Origin of the sequence: Sphingobium sp. EM0848 (genome assembly GCF_013375555.1) — a bacterium.
Classification (GTDB): domain Bacteria; phylum Pseudomonadota; class Alphaproteobacteria; order Sphingomonadales; family Sphingomonadaceae; genus Sphingobium.
Genome location: NZ_JABXWB010000001.1, coordinates 715706 through 732225 on the forward strand (window position 1 = coordinate 715706; position 16520 = coordinate 732225).

Genomic DNA, 16520 nt, shown 5'->3' on the forward strand with positions numbered 1-16520 from the left:
TGCAGCCTCCTATTGATTACGGGCAGCAGCGCCGGCGGCGTCGCGCGCGTCGCGGTCACGTTGGCGGAGCAGTCCTGCATAGCTGGCGGAGAGGTTCGTCGCCGAAAGCGCGGCCATATAGCTTTGGCGCATTTGAGCACGTTGGCGCAGAACCTCCTCGCGCAGGTCGCGCAGCTGCTCGATGCCCTTCACAAGAATGCGGGTCTGGCAGATGTTGGCTGACGCACTATCGGCAGCGCCTGCGGCCGTCGCGCCCCGCTCGGCATTGCTGACGGTGAAATCGATGGTGCGGGTCAAATCGTTCAGCATCTGATAGGCAAGCGTCAGCGCCACCAACTCGTCGGTGTCGCCGATGACAGAATCCACCACGCCCTGCCGGACGCCCCATTCCAACATGCGGTAGATGGGCAGGGTGCGCACGCTCGCGACGAATTGTCGCTCCTCGGCTGACAGCGCTGCGCGCGTGCGGATATTGGTCGCGATCGACTGCATCCGCTCTCGCGCCAGCACGAGCGCGCCCCTGCCATTGCCATCCTGCCCGCAATCCGCGGCGCTCGGCGGCAAGTTGAGCGACCGGCGCTGGACTCGTCCGGTCAGGAAATCCTGCGCGCTCTCGGTGTCTTGCGCGGGGCATTGCGGGATCGCGGTGAACAGGGGCACCTTGTCGTTTGCGTCCCAGCGCATGTAGACGTCGCCGACCCTTGCCCGCATCACGCTCGCCCAGTCATCCGCGCCAACGCGGGCGGCGGCGTGGGAGAGGAGCGAGCCGGTCCTGAAAATGTCCGTCACCTCCGCCGGACAATTGGCGAGCGCGTCCTTCAGATCCTCGGTCGGGTTGTTGCTGTTGGCCTCGATCTTTTCCCGGCTCTGCTGGTAGCTTTTGGCAAAGCCCTGCTTGACCGAGCGGTAGCCCGTCATCTCCTCGATGATCCCAGACATATTCTCGTCGCCCTTGGCGATCTGGACCATGCGGTTGGCGAGGCGACAGTCATTCACCTGGATGGAATTGAGGAAATTGGTCGCCGCTTCCATCTTCGAGATGATATTGCCCATCTTCTCGTCGAGGGTTTCGAGCAGATATTGGAAGGCGACCGCGGGCGCTGCCTGGAGGATGCTTTCGAGCTTCTGAACCAAATAGTCGGGATCGAGGAACGACATGCCACCCAAAAACATATCGATGCCGCCGCAGCCCGCCCGAACCTTGGGCAGGCTGATCGACATGAGATAATCATTATGGACGTCGACCCGCCCGGACATGCCGCCCGCCGTGATATAGCCGCGGGTCTGGTCCTCGAAACTGCCTGGCGAGGTATAGGTTACATTATCAAACCAGCTCTCCGCCCAGCTTTGCGCATGGGCGGGCTCTGCCGGCAGCGCGCAAAGCAGAAGCAGCGCCGTCAGCGATCGGCGGACGCAGCGAAGCAGTGCGGGCATGGCGATCTTTCGCGGGAGAAGTGGGAGGGAAGGGGTAGGGCAAGTGGGCATGGCTCAGCGTCTCCCAGCTCGGTTCGCCGGCAGTGCCATTATGCCGGTGAACTTGGCCATGGCGCGCACGCCGACTGCGGGACGCACTCCTGTCAGCATCTTGGCGGCGAGGTAGAGATTGCGCGCAAGGTTGGGGGAATGATCGGTCCCGATCGCGATCGGCACGACCCGCATATCGTCGGCGAGTGGCCGTGCCCAGGCGACGGGATGGCCGACCCAGGGCAGGCCCAGCCGGCCAGATCGGACCATCGCCTCCTGGGCGCCGATGATCCGCACCCGCCAGCCATAACGGACCCCAAGCGCGGTAAGCTTCGTCCAGAGATCGCCGCACGGTACGCAACCTGGCGCGCTTGTCATCTCGACTACAAAGGCAGGACCATGGCCTTGCAGTGTCGTCACGAAGTCATCGGGGAAATCGCGGGTCACCGGCACCCGGGAAAGCCAGGTCTGCATCGTCTTTGCGTCCCCGACAGGATGGATGGCAGCGCGCATGGCTTCCTCGCGCGTCACGGGCTGCGCTACTGCTGATCCCATTCCGACTACGAGGCCGGGAATGCCAAGCAGGAAAAGAGCACGCATCAAGGCTTCTCCTCGTTGGAAGTGTCCAGAAGATCACCGCCCAGCACACGCGGATCGGTTGCCGAGACGGGGCCATTGGCGAGGGCATCAAAGAAGCCGGCTTCCTCGCCCGCACCCGTCATGAACTGCTCGGGTCTGATGTCGCCGCGCAGCAGCCGGACCGCCTGATAGGCCATCTGCGCGAGGGTGGGATAAGCTTCGACACCCGTGGCTATGGTCATTCGCTGCGCGCTGCCGCGGCGGATGACCATGGTGGTCGGCGTCACCTCGACCCCGAACCGCTCCTTGACGTCAGGTCGGCGATCGAGATCCATCAATGTGACCTGCCAGCCCATCTCGTCCTGGAAGCGCTGGACGATCGGCCATTGCACGCGGCAATAACCGCAGCTCGAACGCGAGAACATGACCAGCGCGAATTCCCGTGCCTGGCCGCGCAGATAGGCTTTGCGGATCGCGTCCTTTTGCGCTGTCATTTCCGATCGCGCATCGCCCACCATGGGATTGGCTGATTTGGAGTTGAGTTCAGGATGCTGGAGCATCGCGATCTGGGTGACCCCGGCGAAGGCCCGCGCCTTGCGCCGGGCAAAATCCTGGAGCCGCCAGAAATCAGCCACCGCATCGACCGTGAGGACAGTCGCGGCATAGTCGCGCTGCTCCTCGATCAGCTTGCGGATGCGCGGCGGTGTCCAACGTGCCAATTCCGCCATCGGTGGAATGTCCGGCTTCTTGACCTCTTCGGTGGGTTCCTCCTCCTTTGGCTTTGGCGCCTCATACCACCAATAGCCTTGCTGCGGACGCGGGGCGGCAGGACTTGCCTGGGCGGAGGCTGGAAGCGGCATCGCAGTGCCAAGGAGGGCGATTGCGAGAGACCGGGCGATCACAGGATGCGCTCCATGCGGGTCAGGCGCGCGATTGGCAGCAGCCCGAGATAGCGGCTGTCGAAGCCACGGGGATGGGGTGAGCCGACATAGGCCATGCCGGATGGGATGAGGCCACTCCAGCGCATATGGTCAAGCTTCAGGCCATTGTGCGCGAAGGGAAGGCTCTGCCCCAACAGCACGCCATTGCAATAATAGCGGCCGTCGAGGGTTCTGATCGCTTGGGAAGAAGGCGCTTCGATCAGGGTCAGGCGATCGCCGGGCAGGCAGAGCGCGTGCTTCGTCACCAATATGGGCTTTGGCCCGGCGATGGGATGGCGCAGGGTGAACATCACATAGTCGCCGCGCCGGATTGGCCCCGGCGCCTTGCGCACGGCCCATGCCTCGATCGATGGCGTCATGACAAGGGTCACCTGCGGTACCAGCAGCGCAGCGAACAGGGCGATCGGCAGCACGACCAGCATGGTCCACCAGAGCCGCCAGGGTCGCGGCGCATTGCTGGGGCCAGGCGCACCCAGCGCGATCGCCGCTTGGCGCGGCAAGCACCGCAGGCGCGGCCACAGACCGACCAGCGCCTTAACGAGGAGCCAGAAGAGCCTGAACATGGCGCACCTCCTCCTTGCCGCCTAGGCGGGCATATTCATCGAGCAAACCGGGAAGCGCGCTGTCGCCATAGACGATATGCGCGGCTGCCAGGCTATCATCGTCGCGCTCGCAATAAGCCTGGGTGGGATCGCCCGGGATCATCGCCAGCGCGGGCACGCGGGCAATGCCATGTTGGCGGAAGACGATCGGATCGACGATCAGCTGGACATTGCGCATGGTGCAGGATGGGCCTTCGCAGCCCGGATCGAGCCGCAGGATTTGCGCCGTCAGCCGTGCCATGGGGCCGACCTTCTTGAGGCCACCTGGCATCCCGCGAAACGCCATGACGCCGTGCGCCTTTTCCAGTTGGACGGCATAGGCTCGCAAGGTCGCAAGCGGCATGGATGAGGAAACAAACAGGACCGGCACCCAGCCTTTTACCTGCGTGGGCGCTGCTGCCTTGGCGATCGCCTGCTCCTCGGAAGGCTCCAGTCCCAGGGCCTTGCGCAAGGCGGCGGCCTGTCGCTCGCGCTCGGCGGCAAGGCTCGCATCGCCCCGGATTTTGGCGGCGCGGGCGCGCGCTTCCATGTCTGGCGCGGGCAAGCGCTTGCGCAGGTCCTCAAAGGCGCGACGGCGATCAGCAGGCCGGTCGACTATCGGCAGGCGAGGATCGGGAACGCGCGCCCCGTCATTCCTGGCCCTGGCAACGGTCCCTTCGAGGCGGTCCATGGCATCATGCCCTTGATCCTGGATGGATTGTCGGGCAGCGCCGCGAAGGGTGTCACTCGCGAAGCCGTGGGCGAATGCCCCAGTGGCGACACTGAACATCGTTACCATCGCCGCGCTACGGGCTAACGGTCTTGAGATACGCATTGATGCGATCCTCCATGTCTTGTCGGATGTCGGATTGGGCGCGGGCTTCGATGTCCGCATAATATTCGGAGAGGTCCATCTTGCTGAAATCCAGCGCCTGGAATTCTTCGGGCGTGAAGCCCCGGCACATCGGCTTCTTCGCCGTGCCCCAGAGATTACCGTTGAAGCTCCTGAGCTGGGGCCGGCCCTGTTCCTGGATGATGCGGCCAAGCTTGGTGTTGAAGCAGCAGGAGCTGATTGCCTTCTGGAGGCAGACTCCGAGGAAACTAGACGAGCAATAGCTGCCGACCTCATGGCACATGCCCGAGGAGCGCAGCATGGCCGCCTCCATGTCCTGTTGGTCACAGCCGGAGAACAGGAACTCCATCATGAAGTTGATGGCGAGGCTGATCGCGATCGATGTCGGATCAAGACCGACGATCAGCACATTGGCGCCCGCGCTTGCTGCCTGGCTCGCGGTTGCCCCCGCCTTGAACGCCACATAGGCCGCCTTCATGCCGGTGAAAACGCCCTTTGCGACGGCGATCTTGGTGCCGATCGAGGAGATGGACGAGCCCATGCCGTCCTTGACGATCTTGCCCTTGTCCTTGCAGCAATTGGCAAAGGTGGTGGAAAGGCCGGGCGGACGGCAGCGGAGGCCCCGGCCGGAGAAAATCTCGATCGTGCCCAGGCAATTGCCATCGGCATCGATGCCGCCATTGGACTCGCTGCCCGGATCATCGATCGGCGGCTCCTCCACGATGGGGTTGGACGCGACATCGGCGCACGCGTTGGGTGAGCAGGCTGGCGGTCCGCCATTGGCCGGTGCAAGGCAGGCATGTTGCGAACCCAGCGGACAGCTATATTGGCCCGCTGCATCGGCGACGCAGTCGACAGCCTGGATCGGGCAGAGCCAGGCACCACCGACGGTCGCCGTGCAGCTTGCCTGCTCGCCTTCATCGGCGGCATCGCCATTCTGGTTGAGGTCGGCCGCGCAGATCTGTTGCGCAAGCGCGGTGGCGGGGAGGGCGACGCTGAGGCCAAGCCCCAGGGCCAGCGCAAAGGCGGCGGCACTGGCGCGGCCATGCCAGGGGCGATGGCGCGAAACCGCGGTCATGGTGCGCTCTGCGTGCAGACCATGTCGGCCCCGGCAAGGCGCATGGATTGCATCATGACGACGGCTTCGGGGAAATCGTCGAGGCAGCCGCAGGCCGAGACGATCTCCTCACCGGGCCCTGTAGGACATTGATTATCGGTCGTGCAGGCATGGTAGAAGGTGTCCCAGCCCGCCGGATCATTCTGCTTCGTTCCCACGACGCCATCGGGCGCGACCGCGCTGTTCACCTTGGGCGCGCGGGTCTTGCAGATCGGCTCGCAGGCCGGCACCGATCCGCGATCGGGAAGACTAAAGGGCCTGGTCGTGGTCGTAACCGTGCCGTTGGACGCGCCGATCCGATCGGCCAGCAGGGATCCCGTAGAATGGTCGATGATATAAGCGCCGCGGCTGAGATCGGGTGTCGGCGCGTTGCCAAGATCGACGGCGCACTTATAGCGTCGGTCGCGCTCGAAGAAGTCGCGGGCATATTGGAATGTGCAACTCCCTGAACCGAAGCTGCGGGTCTGGGGCAGGGGTTTCAGCCCGGTATGGACGCCGTTCCGGAAGGTGACGACGCCGTCGACCGTTTCGCCATCGAGGTGGCAGGCAGGGTTGGCGGCATAGCCTGCGCACAGGTCCACCAGCCGCTCGCTGACCTCGCAGGCCGTATCGACCTGGATCTCGACAGTGACATAGCCCCAATTGCCGCCACCACCGCCGCGCACGCGCGCGCCGACGATGGTCGCGCCGGCCTTGAGCTGTGGAAGGATGTCGATGGCATTGCGGTTGTACCAGGGATCATCGCTGATCCGGCAGTCCCCCGAGGGCAGGGCTTCGCCGAGCCAGGGCCGCTTACCCGCATAGCCGACGATCTTCCCGTTGACCCGGCCCTGCACCCAGTCGTCCGCGCTCATTTCGACGATGCGGGCGGACTGGATACGCGAGGGCGCGAGTGGATCGAAGGTCGCGCTATAGATGGGCGGAACGCTGCCACAGCTTCCGGTCCCGCGAATCTGATATCGGCGGCAGCCCGTCCCGCAGCTGGTCACAGAGGCTATCGATCCGCGAACCGCAATGATGTCGTCATAGTCCCAGGATTTGACGGTGATCTCCCGGTCGATGGTGCAGCTTCGGCTTTCCTCCGCCTTGCCGCTGGCCGCCGCCGAGCCGGACAGCGCCTGGAATACACTGCTCGTCTGGGAGGCGGCGGTGGCGTCGCCGGTGATCGCAGCGGGGTTGGAGCGATAGCGGGTGGCGGTAACCGAAGGGTTGCCCGTGCAGGCGGTTGTTTGCGCGCCAGTATAACGGATGAGCGGGCCATCAATGATCGCCTGGGCAACGCCAATGCGCGGATCGGCGGTGGTGAGCGCGCCGATCGCGCCCCCGCCCAGATCCTTGAGGATCGAAGCCATATTGCCCCAGGCGAGATTGGTGCCGCAGCTGTTGTTGATGCAGTAGCACCCCGATAACTCGCTGAGTTCCACCTCGCTCAATTTGAGGTCGCCGCTGCTGCCGACCGCCCACTGAAATGGACGGCACTGGTTCCAACTGCCGGGCTGGCAGGAGATAATCCCGTTGACGCACACCCCCGACACCGGGACCGGCACGTTCAGACTTTCATCGAAAGCGCCGTCGAGATTCTTGTCGCGCGATATGCTGAGCGTTCCGATATCACCGGTCGACGAGGGCTGGGCGAGCAGTTCGAGCAAGGTCGCCGTCTTCTGGCAGGCGATATTGGGATTGAAACTCTTGCTGTTGTCGATCGTCGTGATCGGCTGCCCGGCAAGTCCGGGCGTCAGATAGTTCTTCTGGATGGCTTCACTGTCGCTGGACTTTGTGCGGGAGGCTTGCGCGGCTGACCGGGCACGCTCCTCCATCGTCTGGGCATGGGCATTGGGGACAAGCAGGGTGGCCAGCGCGGTCGCAAAGAAGGAACAGGCCGAGAGGGGGTGCCTGTACCATCCAGGGGTTATCGCGGCCGCGCTGGCCATGGATGGAGCGGCGCCGCGGGGGAGGCAAGGCGACGCCGCTCCTGTCGCGCACGCCGGCCACCGGCCGCAGGGGCCTTGGCGAACCAACCTTCGGATGGATTGGCCGGACGGTACGGGACATGGGGGAAGTGAACCGCTCATGGGACCGACATCCCGGCGCAGCAGATCACCTTTTCAAAGAGCATGAACTGGGCATTGTCCTTGCCCGGTGCATGTTTGGCCGACGACCAGAGCGCGCCGGGTCGGCCGATATTGACGCATTTGCCGCCCTTCACCGGCTCCATGATCTGGAGCTTGTAGCGGCTCTTGGTCCAGATCGGCTGCGGCTTGAACGAGCAGCCGTCGGCGGATGAAATGGTAAGTGCGCCGAGCCTGCCCATCATAAAGGTGCCGCGCGCAGCCAGGCCCGCCCAGGCTTCGACGCTGTCGTCGAAGTGGATGTCGCCCGCGATCGGATAGGTCGCGCCCCAGCTTCCCATGCACCAGAAGAGGGGATCGATGACCTTGCCGGCTGCCGCCGCCGCGCTGTCGCCCATGCAGGCCAGGCCCGCGGCAGGGTTACCGAACAAGATGCCCTCGGGCTGGATGATGGCGCCCAGCGTCCCGGACTGCCAGGTCGGCAGCACCTCGGTGATCATGGCGACATCGAAGCCGTCATTTTCCAGGCAGGGGAGATCGGTGAACATGTCGAGCATCGCCCAGACCGGCGAGATATAATAATGCATCTGGGCGAACATCTTGCGCGTGTTGGTGCCATCGGCGATCGAGGACTGGCTGCCTTGCAGTTTCCCGCCCGTCGGCATGAGGTCCGCCCCCAGCGCCATCATGCAGCCCGGTTCGGTCACGACATCGATCATCCGATTGGGCGACCAATAGGAGATTTTGACCCCGAACCAGAACTCCACCCCCTTGCGGCAGGCACATAGCGGCTTGGAGGCGGACTGCGCGTCCAGTTCCTTGTCGAGCTTGTCGAAGCTCCCGATCCGGACGCCACCGACCGTGATCGGAAAGATGCAGGTCCAGCGTACCTTGGTGATGGGATTGAAGATCGTGCCTGCTTCGCATTTGGACGCGTGCGCCGTGCCCGGCCAGGCAAGCGGGACGGCTCCTGCCAGCAGCAGCCCGATGAGGGCGAGGGATAGCCGCCGTTTCATGGGAGCATGCCCTTGGACAACAGCCGGCTTTTCGGGCCAAATTCGGTGAGGAGAAGCCGCGTGCCCGACTGGGCGACGATGACCGGCGCTACGGTAAGACCGAGCCGCTCCTTTACCCGTTCCTCCAAAATGTAGATGGCCCGGCCGGTCTTTTCGCTGAGATCGATGGCGTCGCGATTCTGGCCGCCGAGCGCGCTCAGCAAAATGAAATCGCTGGGCCGAGCAGTGCGCAGCGCCCAGCCAAGGTCGCGCGGATGGACCACGACGAGCCGCTGGGGCAGCTTCACATAGGTCAGCGGATTGAAGGTGAAGCCCTTGGGGTACAGCGTCTTCCCGTCCGGCAGGGTGATATCGAAGTCGAGCGTGTAGAAGGGAATGACGCTGCGCACCCGGTCTGCGGCAGCAACACCGAGCGAGGCGGCCTTCATCGCGGTCCAATTCTCGCGCGGGCCAAAGGATTTGCTGAGATCAGGCGGCAAGGTCGCGGCCTTTGCTTCGATTTCGGCGAGGGCATCAGGTTCCGCGATCGGCCAGGTACGGCCGATCGTGCTGCTGGTCTGCGCCGCAGTGACGGCCAGTAGCATCGGTGCGGCGATCGTGAGCGCAGAGACTGCCATCTCGCTCGATCTTTCCCAATTACCGATCATGGCGGAGCCTCCAATGCTTCCTGGGCGGTTCCGGCATTCCGATCAGCGCGGTGAGGAGGGCGGCCATGGCAATCAGCGTCATGATCGCGATCAGGGTTTCCGAGCCTTGGTCTGGCGTCGGCAAGAGCAGCAACAGGAGATTCTGGGTCAGCAACAGGAGCAGGCCGCCGATCGCGAGGCGGATGGCCGATTGCGATGGTGTCGTGGAAAGGAGGCCGTTCATGACCGTTTCCCCAGGCGAAGCCGCGCCATCATCCTGGCGGTGCCGGCCGAAAGGCTGAGGAGCAGCACACCGGTGGCGAGGCAGGAGGCTGAAATCATCAGCGCAGCGCGCAGGACCAGCATCGGGTTCTGCTTCAGAACCAGGCCGGCCACCAGCACGAGGAGGCCCATGATCACTGTCTCGATGACGACCAGGCGGAAGCGCCACTGGAAGGATTCCGCCTCGAACCGCTGGGCGATGCGCTGCTCAACGATGCGCTCGATCGCGTCATCGTCCGGCCACTCGATCCTGCACTTATCGGGGTTGGGCATGGGGTGTTCCATTATGATCACTCTGCGGCAAGGGGTGCCGGCGATGCCGAGCCAAGGATTTCGGACGGGTCGACGCCAGCGAGATGGCAGACCGCCTCCAGTGGAGACAGTCCCCGGCGAATCAGCGCCTCGAAGGCGGCGACTTCATCGGGCGCGGATGTATTGATCCAATAGGAGAAGGGATCGACAACCAGGCGAGCAATACCGAGGCCGAGTGGAGAGTCGATGAAGACTTCGCTATAGTTGGGCTTGGAGTTTCGAACGGACTTGAGAAGATCGAGAACGAACCCGGAATAGTCGAGGATCTTGTTGTCGACCGCCTTGTCGTAGGTCGAACCCTGCAACAGGAAGCGCGTCGCGGCATTTTCGAGGATCACCTGCCCGGTGCCGCCGAAGAGCAGCAGGTCATTGAGGCTTTGGAGCACGATCCCAAACGAGCCGCGATATTTACGCGCGCGTCGGTAGCCCTGGCCGAAGGCTTCGGCGAGGCGCGAGAGATCTTGCCCATCGGTGCGGGTCATGAACTGCGCGGCTTCATCGCACAGGACGAAGCGGGGCCGGTCGCGCGCCGAGAGGTAAAGCTCCTGCGTCACCGCGTTCACCACCACCATGACGATGACGTTGAACAGGTCCGGCATGGATTTCAGGCGCTCGAGCTCAAGGACGACGAATTCGTCCGAGCGGATGTCGAGCGTGGAAGGGCCGTTGAAATAATGGCCATAGGCCCCGCTCGACCCGAAATCGCGCAGGTTGAAGGCGAGTTCGCGGGCCACCGGGACCAGATGCTCGACCCGGTCAAGCTCACTGCCGGCATGGGCCGGATAGGTTCCCAGCCAATCCCGCACGGCGTCGATGCCATGGTCCGCCCGACCTCCATCGATCGTCCATTGCACGGCGGACTTGAGCAGGTTCCATTCGGAGGTCGTAACGCCTTTGCGGGTGGAGGCATTGGCCATTTCCGCGACGATCGCCACCGCCATGGTGATGGCCGACTGTTTGTCGTCGCCATCGAGGGCAAGGCCCATATCGAACGGATTGAGGACGAGATGCTCCTCGCCAATGTCGATATAGCGGCCCGAGCAGAGGGTGCAGAGCTTGCGGTAGCTGCCGCCAATATCGATGATGCGAATGAGCGCGCCGCAGGCAAAATATTGCTGGCAGAGATTATTGAGGAGGAAGCTCTTGCCCGCGCCGCTCTCGGCCGAGACGATGAAATTATAATTGTTGATCCGCGGATCGAAGAGGTCGAGCGTGATGAGCTGTCCCTTGCGGCCGGTGTAGAGCAGCGCCGGGCGGCCGCCACCCCGAAAGTCGGTCTGGACGGGCGCCATCAGCACGGCCGCCTTGACCGGCATCCTGAAATCCCGTTCGAGCATGCGGAGCGTCGACCGGTCGGGATAGAGGCCAAAGGGCAGGGCCATCACCAGCAGCGTGGAATTCAGATAGCTTTCCTCCTGCATCGAGAAGGGAAGCGGTTCGCTCTCCCACAGCCGTTTGGCCCGGGCGGCGAGTTCGCGGGCATGGGCGCGGTCACGGCCGAAGACCCAGAGGCATGGGATCACACGGACAAAGCGCGAGTTGCTGGCTTCGTCGAGGATCCACCCGATCTCATCGATCTGCTTGCCGACCTCGATGGCAAAGCTGCCAGCGGCCTTTTGCGCCGAGAGGATCTGGGCGCGCTTGTGGATCTCGAACTGGGAATGGTCGAAGAGGATGTTGAGCGTGTAGAGAAACGGACCGCCAATCTGGTCGCTGTCCTCGGATGACCCGCGCATTCCGCCAAGCAGCCGATTGGCGCGTTCGGCCGTAATCCGGCGCGCGGGTGCCTTTGGGGTCAGGCAGCGCGCAACCTGATTGCCGAGGAATACCTCCGGCCCTTCAAAGACAAGGTCGGGACCGGCATCGATGATCTGCTTGGCGATCGGTGGCGCACCGACCGTTGCCCCGTCCGCGAAGACGCCGGGTGCTGCGTTAGCGACGCCATTGAAGACACGGCGGTAGAAAGCGACCATCTCCTCTGGCGCGAGCCGCTGGATGCCGAGCTTGGACAATTGCTCCTCGACCTGGCGGCGCAGATCCTCTCCCAGCGGGCGCCGGGTCTTGATCGAGAGGAGGGTGCGGAAGTTGCGTACCGGGATGTCGTGGAGAGCCTTCAGACCATGGCGGCCGCGGGAGAGATAATCGCGGGTTCGCTGGGCGGAAGCCTGGATGAGCGGATCATTGCGCGTCTTGAGGTCGAGAAAGGCATCGAGAGCCTCGTCGATCAGCGGATCTGCAAAGGTGTGGATTTGAAGAACTGTCCCATCCGGGAACTGGATGTTGAGGAGGCCGAGCAAGGCAGCCTGGACATGCGAGAACATATAGGCCGTCGGGATCAGCTCCCAGGCATGACCCCAGCTATCGTCGATGCAGAGGAAAGCCTCGCTGTCCGGGTTCCAGGCAACAAGAGGGAGATGGTTGGAATAGCTGTCGCGCCGGACCGCATTGCGCAGGCGGGAGAAGCTGAGATTGCTCGATGCCCTGCTCATGGACGGTTTTCCTCAGATGGGATCGGTGAGGGGGCTGGCGCGTCACCAACAGCGGCTTGCGGCTCCTTCCGCTGGCCAAGGACGGGATCGCGCGATGCCGGGGCTGGCGAGGCGATCAAGGCGCCGCCCACCACCCAGACCGGGCGGTCGACCACCGAATAGACATAGCGCGGCATGTAGAGCCGGTCCGGACGCTGGCGGTCAGCATAGGGCAGGATCAGCGTGCGGACGGTGCGCGCAGGCTTCAGCATCGGGGTCGTCGGCGCGTCGATCAGGCCCTTGAGTTCCTGGTAGACGCTGTCGCGATAGCTGCCCCACGCATCGGCGCCAGCACGCTGGACGCCTTTGCCGATGCGGGACATTGCGTGCTTGCCGTGCAGCATGGCCTTGTCGTTCGTCACCCTGGGGTCGGATTTGGACGGGGTTCCCGCGACCGCATCTTCATAGGCCCGCTCAGGATGGATGCATTGGCCGTGGTCATCATTCTTGCAGGAGAATTTTTCGGAATAGGGCGACATCATCGAGCCGATCGTCGCGCAGCCTGTGACCGTGACGAGTGCCGACAGGGCGAATATGGCTCGATGGAAACGCCCGGGACGATTGTATGGCATGGGGAGGCCTCTTGCGACGGGGTGGATGGGGAGCATCAGAATTTGGCTCCGACCGATGGCTTGATTTCGAGGGCGAGCCCCTCCTGGATGACGACGACCACATCCTTGGCCGCGCCCACTTCGACGACAGGCCCGGCCTGGCGGGCGAGATCGAGGTAGAAATCGGTGAGCTTGTCGGAGGATTTCGAAAGCCCTCCGGCGACGCCCGTTTTGATGGCGTCGCCTGCGTCGAGGGATCGGACGCTGCCAAGGGCGGAGGTGGAAAGGCTGCCAAACGAGCCTTCGACCGATTGGGATATCCCGGCAATGGTCCCGGCGAGGAAGGAGCGGGCAAGCGTGGCGCCGGCGCGGGTTACGACCTTGCCCGACAGGCCCTTCTTGCCATCGGCGTCGACGAAGAAGCCCTTGATGGCCTGATCGACCACGGCATGCTCATCGAAATCCACGCAGGAGATTGAAACCAGCTGGATCTCGACCCGCTCCTTGGCGAGGCTGCCTGTAGCATTGCCGATCACAAAGCAACCGGCGAGATTGGCTTTGACATCATTGGGCAGCACCGCCGGTGCCTGGACCCGGGCAATGATCGGCTCAGGGTTGGTCGTTGCGTCCCTACTGGCCAGCGCGTCGATCCCGGTCAGCAGTCTGGCTTTCATGAAACCAGGCGGCAAATATATCGTCCGATTGCCTTTTTTTGACCGTGCCCCGCCGGCAGCGCCTCCTTCCGCAGGAACCGTCATGGCTGCGCCGATGGCGCCGACCTGCCGTTCCGTGGGTGGCGGCGGAGGGGCTGAAGGGGCAGGCGGGGTCGGCGGCGGCGGTATCTCATCCGCTGCGGCCTGTGCCCCTCCCGGTGCTGGTGGATAGGCAGGCGCCTCTGCCGGTAACGCCGGTGGCAGCCCATCCTCGCCGCCGGAAGGGAGTCCATTGGTGGCTGGGCCGGATCGCGGCGCGACCTTGCCTTCCTCGATCGCGGTGACGCGGTCGCCAAGCAGATTTTGGCCATCGAGGATTTTTTGAAGGTCGCCGCGCAGCTTCACTTCCAGGCTGTCGCCGCGAAGGCCCGCGCCCATGTCCAGCTTGGACGCCTCGGGCGCCTTGATGACTGGCTTGTCGCCGCTGGAGCTTGCCGTATAGAGGCCAAAGCCAAGCAGGCCGACGGTGGATACCACCGCCAGTTGCTTCGCGCGCAGCTTCTGGTCGGACGTCATTCGTGCCCATTGGGCGCGAAGGTCGAGCAGGGCAGGGGAGGTGCTTTCCCGCCCGTCCTGATGGTCGGCGGATGGGGTGCGGCCTGCCTGCTCGGCGCGATCAGCATCGCCTGCTTTGGGATCGGTCATGGCTGGATGCTCCTGCGCACGACGATCAGCCGGGCGGTTTCGCGCGGACCGATGGCGAGCCGGTCAAGCGTCACGGCGAAGATGTCCGCGCCGAGGCTTCGATCGAGGAAGCTGCGTTCGTCGAGCGAGGCAGAAGTCGTGCTGCTGACCAGATACTCGCTGACCGAAAGGCCCGCTCCGTCGATTTCCAGCCGTCGCCGTTCCTTCACAATCAGGCCGGGCGTATCGGTAATCGTCACGCTGTCGCGCGACGGGGCTACCTCCATGAAGGAAGCGGGGATGCGATCCTGCAACAGGGCGAGCGCAATGCCGACGGCGCGCTCCTCTTCGACCAGCGGGCCAAGCAGCGCCTCATTGGCGCGCGCGCGCTGGGCGATGCCCGGAACGAGCGAAACTGTCTGCGCCGGGATATCGGCAGGCTCGGCATAAAGGGAATAGATGGAGCCGTTGCATGACACGAAAAACTCGGAGGGCGTCGTCACATAGGTGCGGGTTTTGGCGCCCTGGTCGTCTGTCTCAAGAACGAGGAATTTGATCCAGGCATCCGAGCCGCCGCGCTCGACGGCGAGCCCCTTTTCGGCCGAGAATTTGACATCCTCGACGTCCCCACCGACGCAGACGATATGATTGACGTCGCGATTGGAGAGCCGGATGTGGCTCGCCTGATCCGGCAGGGCCGTGATCGATTGGGCGAGGGCTGGGCAGGGCGCGGCAAGGGCGCCCATGAGGCACAGCAGCCTCAGGCGGTTAGCGGATGTCGGCACTGAAACTCTCCTCCTGGAGGGCGGTCAGCCAGAAGCGGCCATTTTCGAGGGCGTAGCGAATGCGCAGATTGCCCCGGAATTTTCGGATGACGCCGCCAATGACGCGCACCTTTTCAACAGGGACGACGATCTCGCTTCCCGTGTAGGTGACGGGCTGATCGCTCCGAATATAGGTCGCGATTGACAGGGTCGGGTTATTGCCGAGTTCGTCCAGCAACCGGTTGAGGCTGTCGCGCAGCGCATTATAGGCGCTGGGATGGACAATGCTGAGCAGCTCCTGGAACTGCCGGTCGGCTGAATAGGCCGAATAGGTGCTGGCCAGGCTCACGATATTGAAGGTGATCGTCCGCAAATAGGTGGGCGATGGCTTGTTGCCGGTGACATAGAGGTCGCCGCCCGCGCCGAACGGCACGATGACTGTCCGCTGGTTCTGGTTCGACGTGTAGAGCACGGTTCCCAGGATCGCGGTGATCCCGAACATCCCGCCGATCGCCACCTTCAGCAGGCGGTTTTCTTCGAAGAGGTTGGCCGAGCCTTGCAGATAGCGGTGGAGATGCCAGCTCGGCCTTGTATCGCCGATCATGTCTCCGTCCGATTTGCGCCGAAAGATGGGCATCGAGGTTACTCGAAGAAGCGGGTCTGGGTCGGACCCGGATAATGAGGAAAGCGGACGAGACCCCAGCGCCATGCAAGGTGCTGGATGAACCCTCTCGGTTTTGTCCGTTTCCAGGGAATGAAGAGGAGAAGAGTGCCGATGAACGCCCACCCGATGATCCCGCCGACGATGACCGCGACGAAGATCACGGCAATGACGACAATGAATTCCTGACTGTCGAACCAGAGGATCTGGACCGGCCGATGCAGGTATTGGGGCAGGCGTTCATCCAACGCTCTTCTCCCTTGCTTCATCACGCTTTCGCGTGACCTACAGAAAGGTGACCATCACCTTCCGTCCTGGTCGGGCGTCCCGCAGCGGCCACGCCGCTGTGGGGCGCACCGGTGCTCAAATGACCATGCCGAAGGTCTGGAGGATCGAATCCGCCTTGATGAGGCAGACCGCCGCCACGATCGTCGGGATGCCGATCATGATATTGGAGAAGAGCCGCGAGACCCCGAACAGGAAGGCCGCGACCCCGCCGACGAAACCGAGTGGGCCCTTGACCCCCTGGTTCACGACAATGTCGTAAATGTCGTAGCCGAGATCGCCGGCGGCCGGGGCCTGGAAAGCGTGGGCGATCCCGGCTGCGCCGATCGCGGCCAGGAGGAAAAGGATGGCCGCGTCGATCGTGCGGATCGTCCTTCCCCGGAACAATGTCATCATATGCAGTCTCCTTGGGTTTGGAACCATCCGATGATGTCGGGAGCGATCATGATCGCTCCGGCCGACGGACGTGCTGGACGGCTCCGATGCGCGCGTCCGCCGGCATTCAAGGTGCCGCTTGCGCCGACGGATTGCCGGTGCGAGCGTTCGTGAAGAGA

At 63.6% G+C, this 16520-nt stretch carries 18 protein-coding genes; all 18 read right to left on the minus strand.

The genetic code is table 11. The features are described 5' to 3' along the window. Nucleotides 1–9: 9 nt before the first annotated feature. Complete coding sequence (locus tag HUK73_RS03385; protein ID WP_176590643.1) at nucleotides 10–1434, minus strand: conjugal transfer protein TraH; 1425 nt, start codon at nucleotides 1432–1434, stop codon at nucleotides 10–12. Between the two features lie 54 nt (nucleotides 1435–1488). Next, nucleotides 1489–2064, minus strand: a complete 576-nt coding sequence (locus tag HUK73_RS03390; protein ID WP_176590644.1) for a hypothetical protein — start codon at nucleotides 2062–2064, stop codon at nucleotides 1489–1491. Continuing rightward, entirely contained in the window at nucleotides 2064–2903 is an 840-nt protein-coding gene (locus HUK73_RS03395) for a conjugal transfer protein TraF (RefSeq protein WP_176592794.1), read from the minus strand. Before HUK73_RS03395 ends, HUK73_RS03390 begins: the two co-directional genes overlap by 1 nt. A gap of 38 nt (nucleotides 2904–2941) precedes the next feature. After that, nucleotides 2942–3547 (minus strand): S26 family signal peptidase, encoded by a 606-nt coding sequence (locus HUK73_RS03400; protein WP_176590645.1) that lies wholly within the window; start codon nucleotides 3545–3547, stop codon nucleotides 2942–2944. Beyond that, the gene (locus HUK73_RS03405; RefSeq protein ID WP_176590646.1) at nucleotides 3519–4256 is read right to left on the minus strand and encodes a type-F conjugative transfer system pilin assembly protein TrbC; all 738 of its coding nucleotides are present in this window, start codon (nucleotides 4254–4256) and stop codon (nucleotides 3519–3521) included. The genes HUK73_RS03400 and HUK73_RS03405 overlap by 29 nt, the downstream gene beginning before the upstream one ends. A gap of 115 nt (nucleotides 4257–4371) precedes the next feature. Further along, nucleotides 4372–5496 carry a conjugal transfer protein TraN gene (gene traN / locus HUK73_RS03410; RefSeq protein WP_176590647.1) on the minus strand — a complete coding sequence of 375 codons (1125 nt, stop codon included), beginning with the start codon at nucleotides 5494–5496 and terminating at the stop codon, nucleotides 4372–4374. Continuing rightward, nucleotides 5493–7352 carry a hypothetical protein gene (locus HUK73_RS03415; protein WP_255326316.1) on the minus strand — a complete coding sequence of 620 codons (1860 nt, stop codon included), beginning with the start codon at nucleotides 7350–7352 and terminating at the stop codon, nucleotides 5493–5495. The genes traN and HUK73_RS03415 overlap by 4 nt, the downstream gene beginning before the upstream one ends. A 251-nt stretch (nucleotides 7353–7603) precedes the next feature. Beyond that, complete coding sequence (locus HUK73_RS03420) at nucleotides 7604–8620, minus strand: TraU family protein (protein WP_176590648.1); 1017 nt, start codon at nucleotides 8618–8620, stop codon at nucleotides 7604–7606. Then, nucleotides 8617–9237 carry a conjugal transfer protein TraW gene (locus HUK73_RS03425; protein ID WP_255326180.1) on the minus strand — a complete coding sequence of 207 codons (621 nt, stop codon included), beginning with the start codon at nucleotides 9235–9237 and terminating at the stop codon, nucleotides 8617–8619. The genes HUK73_RS03420 and HUK73_RS03425 overlap by 4 nt, the downstream gene beginning before the upstream one ends. Nucleotides 9238–9256: 19 nt before the next feature. Then, nucleotides 9257–9490, minus strand: a complete 234-nt coding sequence (locus HUK73_RS03430) for a hypothetical protein (protein ID WP_176590649.1) — start codon at nucleotides 9488–9490, stop codon at nucleotides 9257–9259. Beyond that, the gene (locus HUK73_RS03435; protein ID WP_255326181.1) at nucleotides 9487–9801 is read right to left on the minus strand and encodes a hypothetical protein; all 315 of its coding nucleotides are present in this window, start codon (nucleotides 9799–9801) and stop codon (nucleotides 9487–9489) included. Before HUK73_RS03435 ends, HUK73_RS03430 begins: the two co-directional genes overlap by 4 nt. Before the next feature lie 17 nt (nucleotides 9802–9818). Then, entirely contained in the window at nucleotides 9819–12329 is a 2511-nt protein-coding gene (locus HUK73_RS03440; protein ID WP_176590651.1) for a TraC family protein, read from the minus strand. After that, entirely contained in the window at nucleotides 12326–12940 is a 615-nt protein-coding gene (locus tag HUK73_RS03445) for a TraV family lipoprotein (RefSeq protein WP_176590652.1), read from the minus strand. The genes HUK73_RS03440 and HUK73_RS03445 overlap by 4 nt, the downstream gene beginning before the upstream one ends. 35 nt (nucleotides 12941–12975) lie before the next feature. Then, nucleotides 12976–14277 carry a TraB/VirB10 family protein gene (locus tag HUK73_RS03450; RefSeq protein ID WP_176590653.1) on the minus strand — a complete coding sequence of 434 codons (1302 nt, stop codon included), beginning with the start codon at nucleotides 14275–14277 and terminating at the stop codon, nucleotides 12976–12978. Beyond that, complete coding sequence (locus HUK73_RS03455; RefSeq protein ID WP_176592797.1) at nucleotides 14274–15002, minus strand: type-F conjugative transfer system secretin TraK; 729 nt, start codon at nucleotides 15000–15002, stop codon at nucleotides 14274–14276. The genes HUK73_RS03450 and HUK73_RS03455 overlap by 4 nt, the downstream gene beginning before the upstream one ends. A 22-nt stretch (nucleotides 15003–15024) precedes the next feature. Then, the gene (locus HUK73_RS03460; protein ID WP_369805427.1) at nucleotides 15025–15624 is read right to left on the minus strand and encodes a TraE/TraK family type IV conjugative transfer system protein; all 600 of its coding nucleotides are present in this window, start codon (nucleotides 15622–15624) and stop codon (nucleotides 15025–15027) included. Nucleotides 15625–15662: 38 nt separating this feature from the next. Beyond that, complete coding sequence (locus HUK73_RS03465; RefSeq protein WP_087576289.1) at nucleotides 15663–15929, minus strand: type IV conjugative transfer system protein TraL; 267 nt, start codon at nucleotides 15927–15929, stop codon at nucleotides 15663–15665. A gap of 115 nt (nucleotides 15930–16044) precedes the next feature. Further along, nucleotides 16045–16362: a hypothetical protein gene (locus HUK73_RS03470; RefSeq protein ID WP_176590655.1), complete on the minus strand. Its 318-nt coding sequence runs from the start codon at nucleotides 16360–16362 to the stop codon at nucleotides 16045–16047. Nucleotides 16363–16520 lie beyond the last annotated feature (158 nt).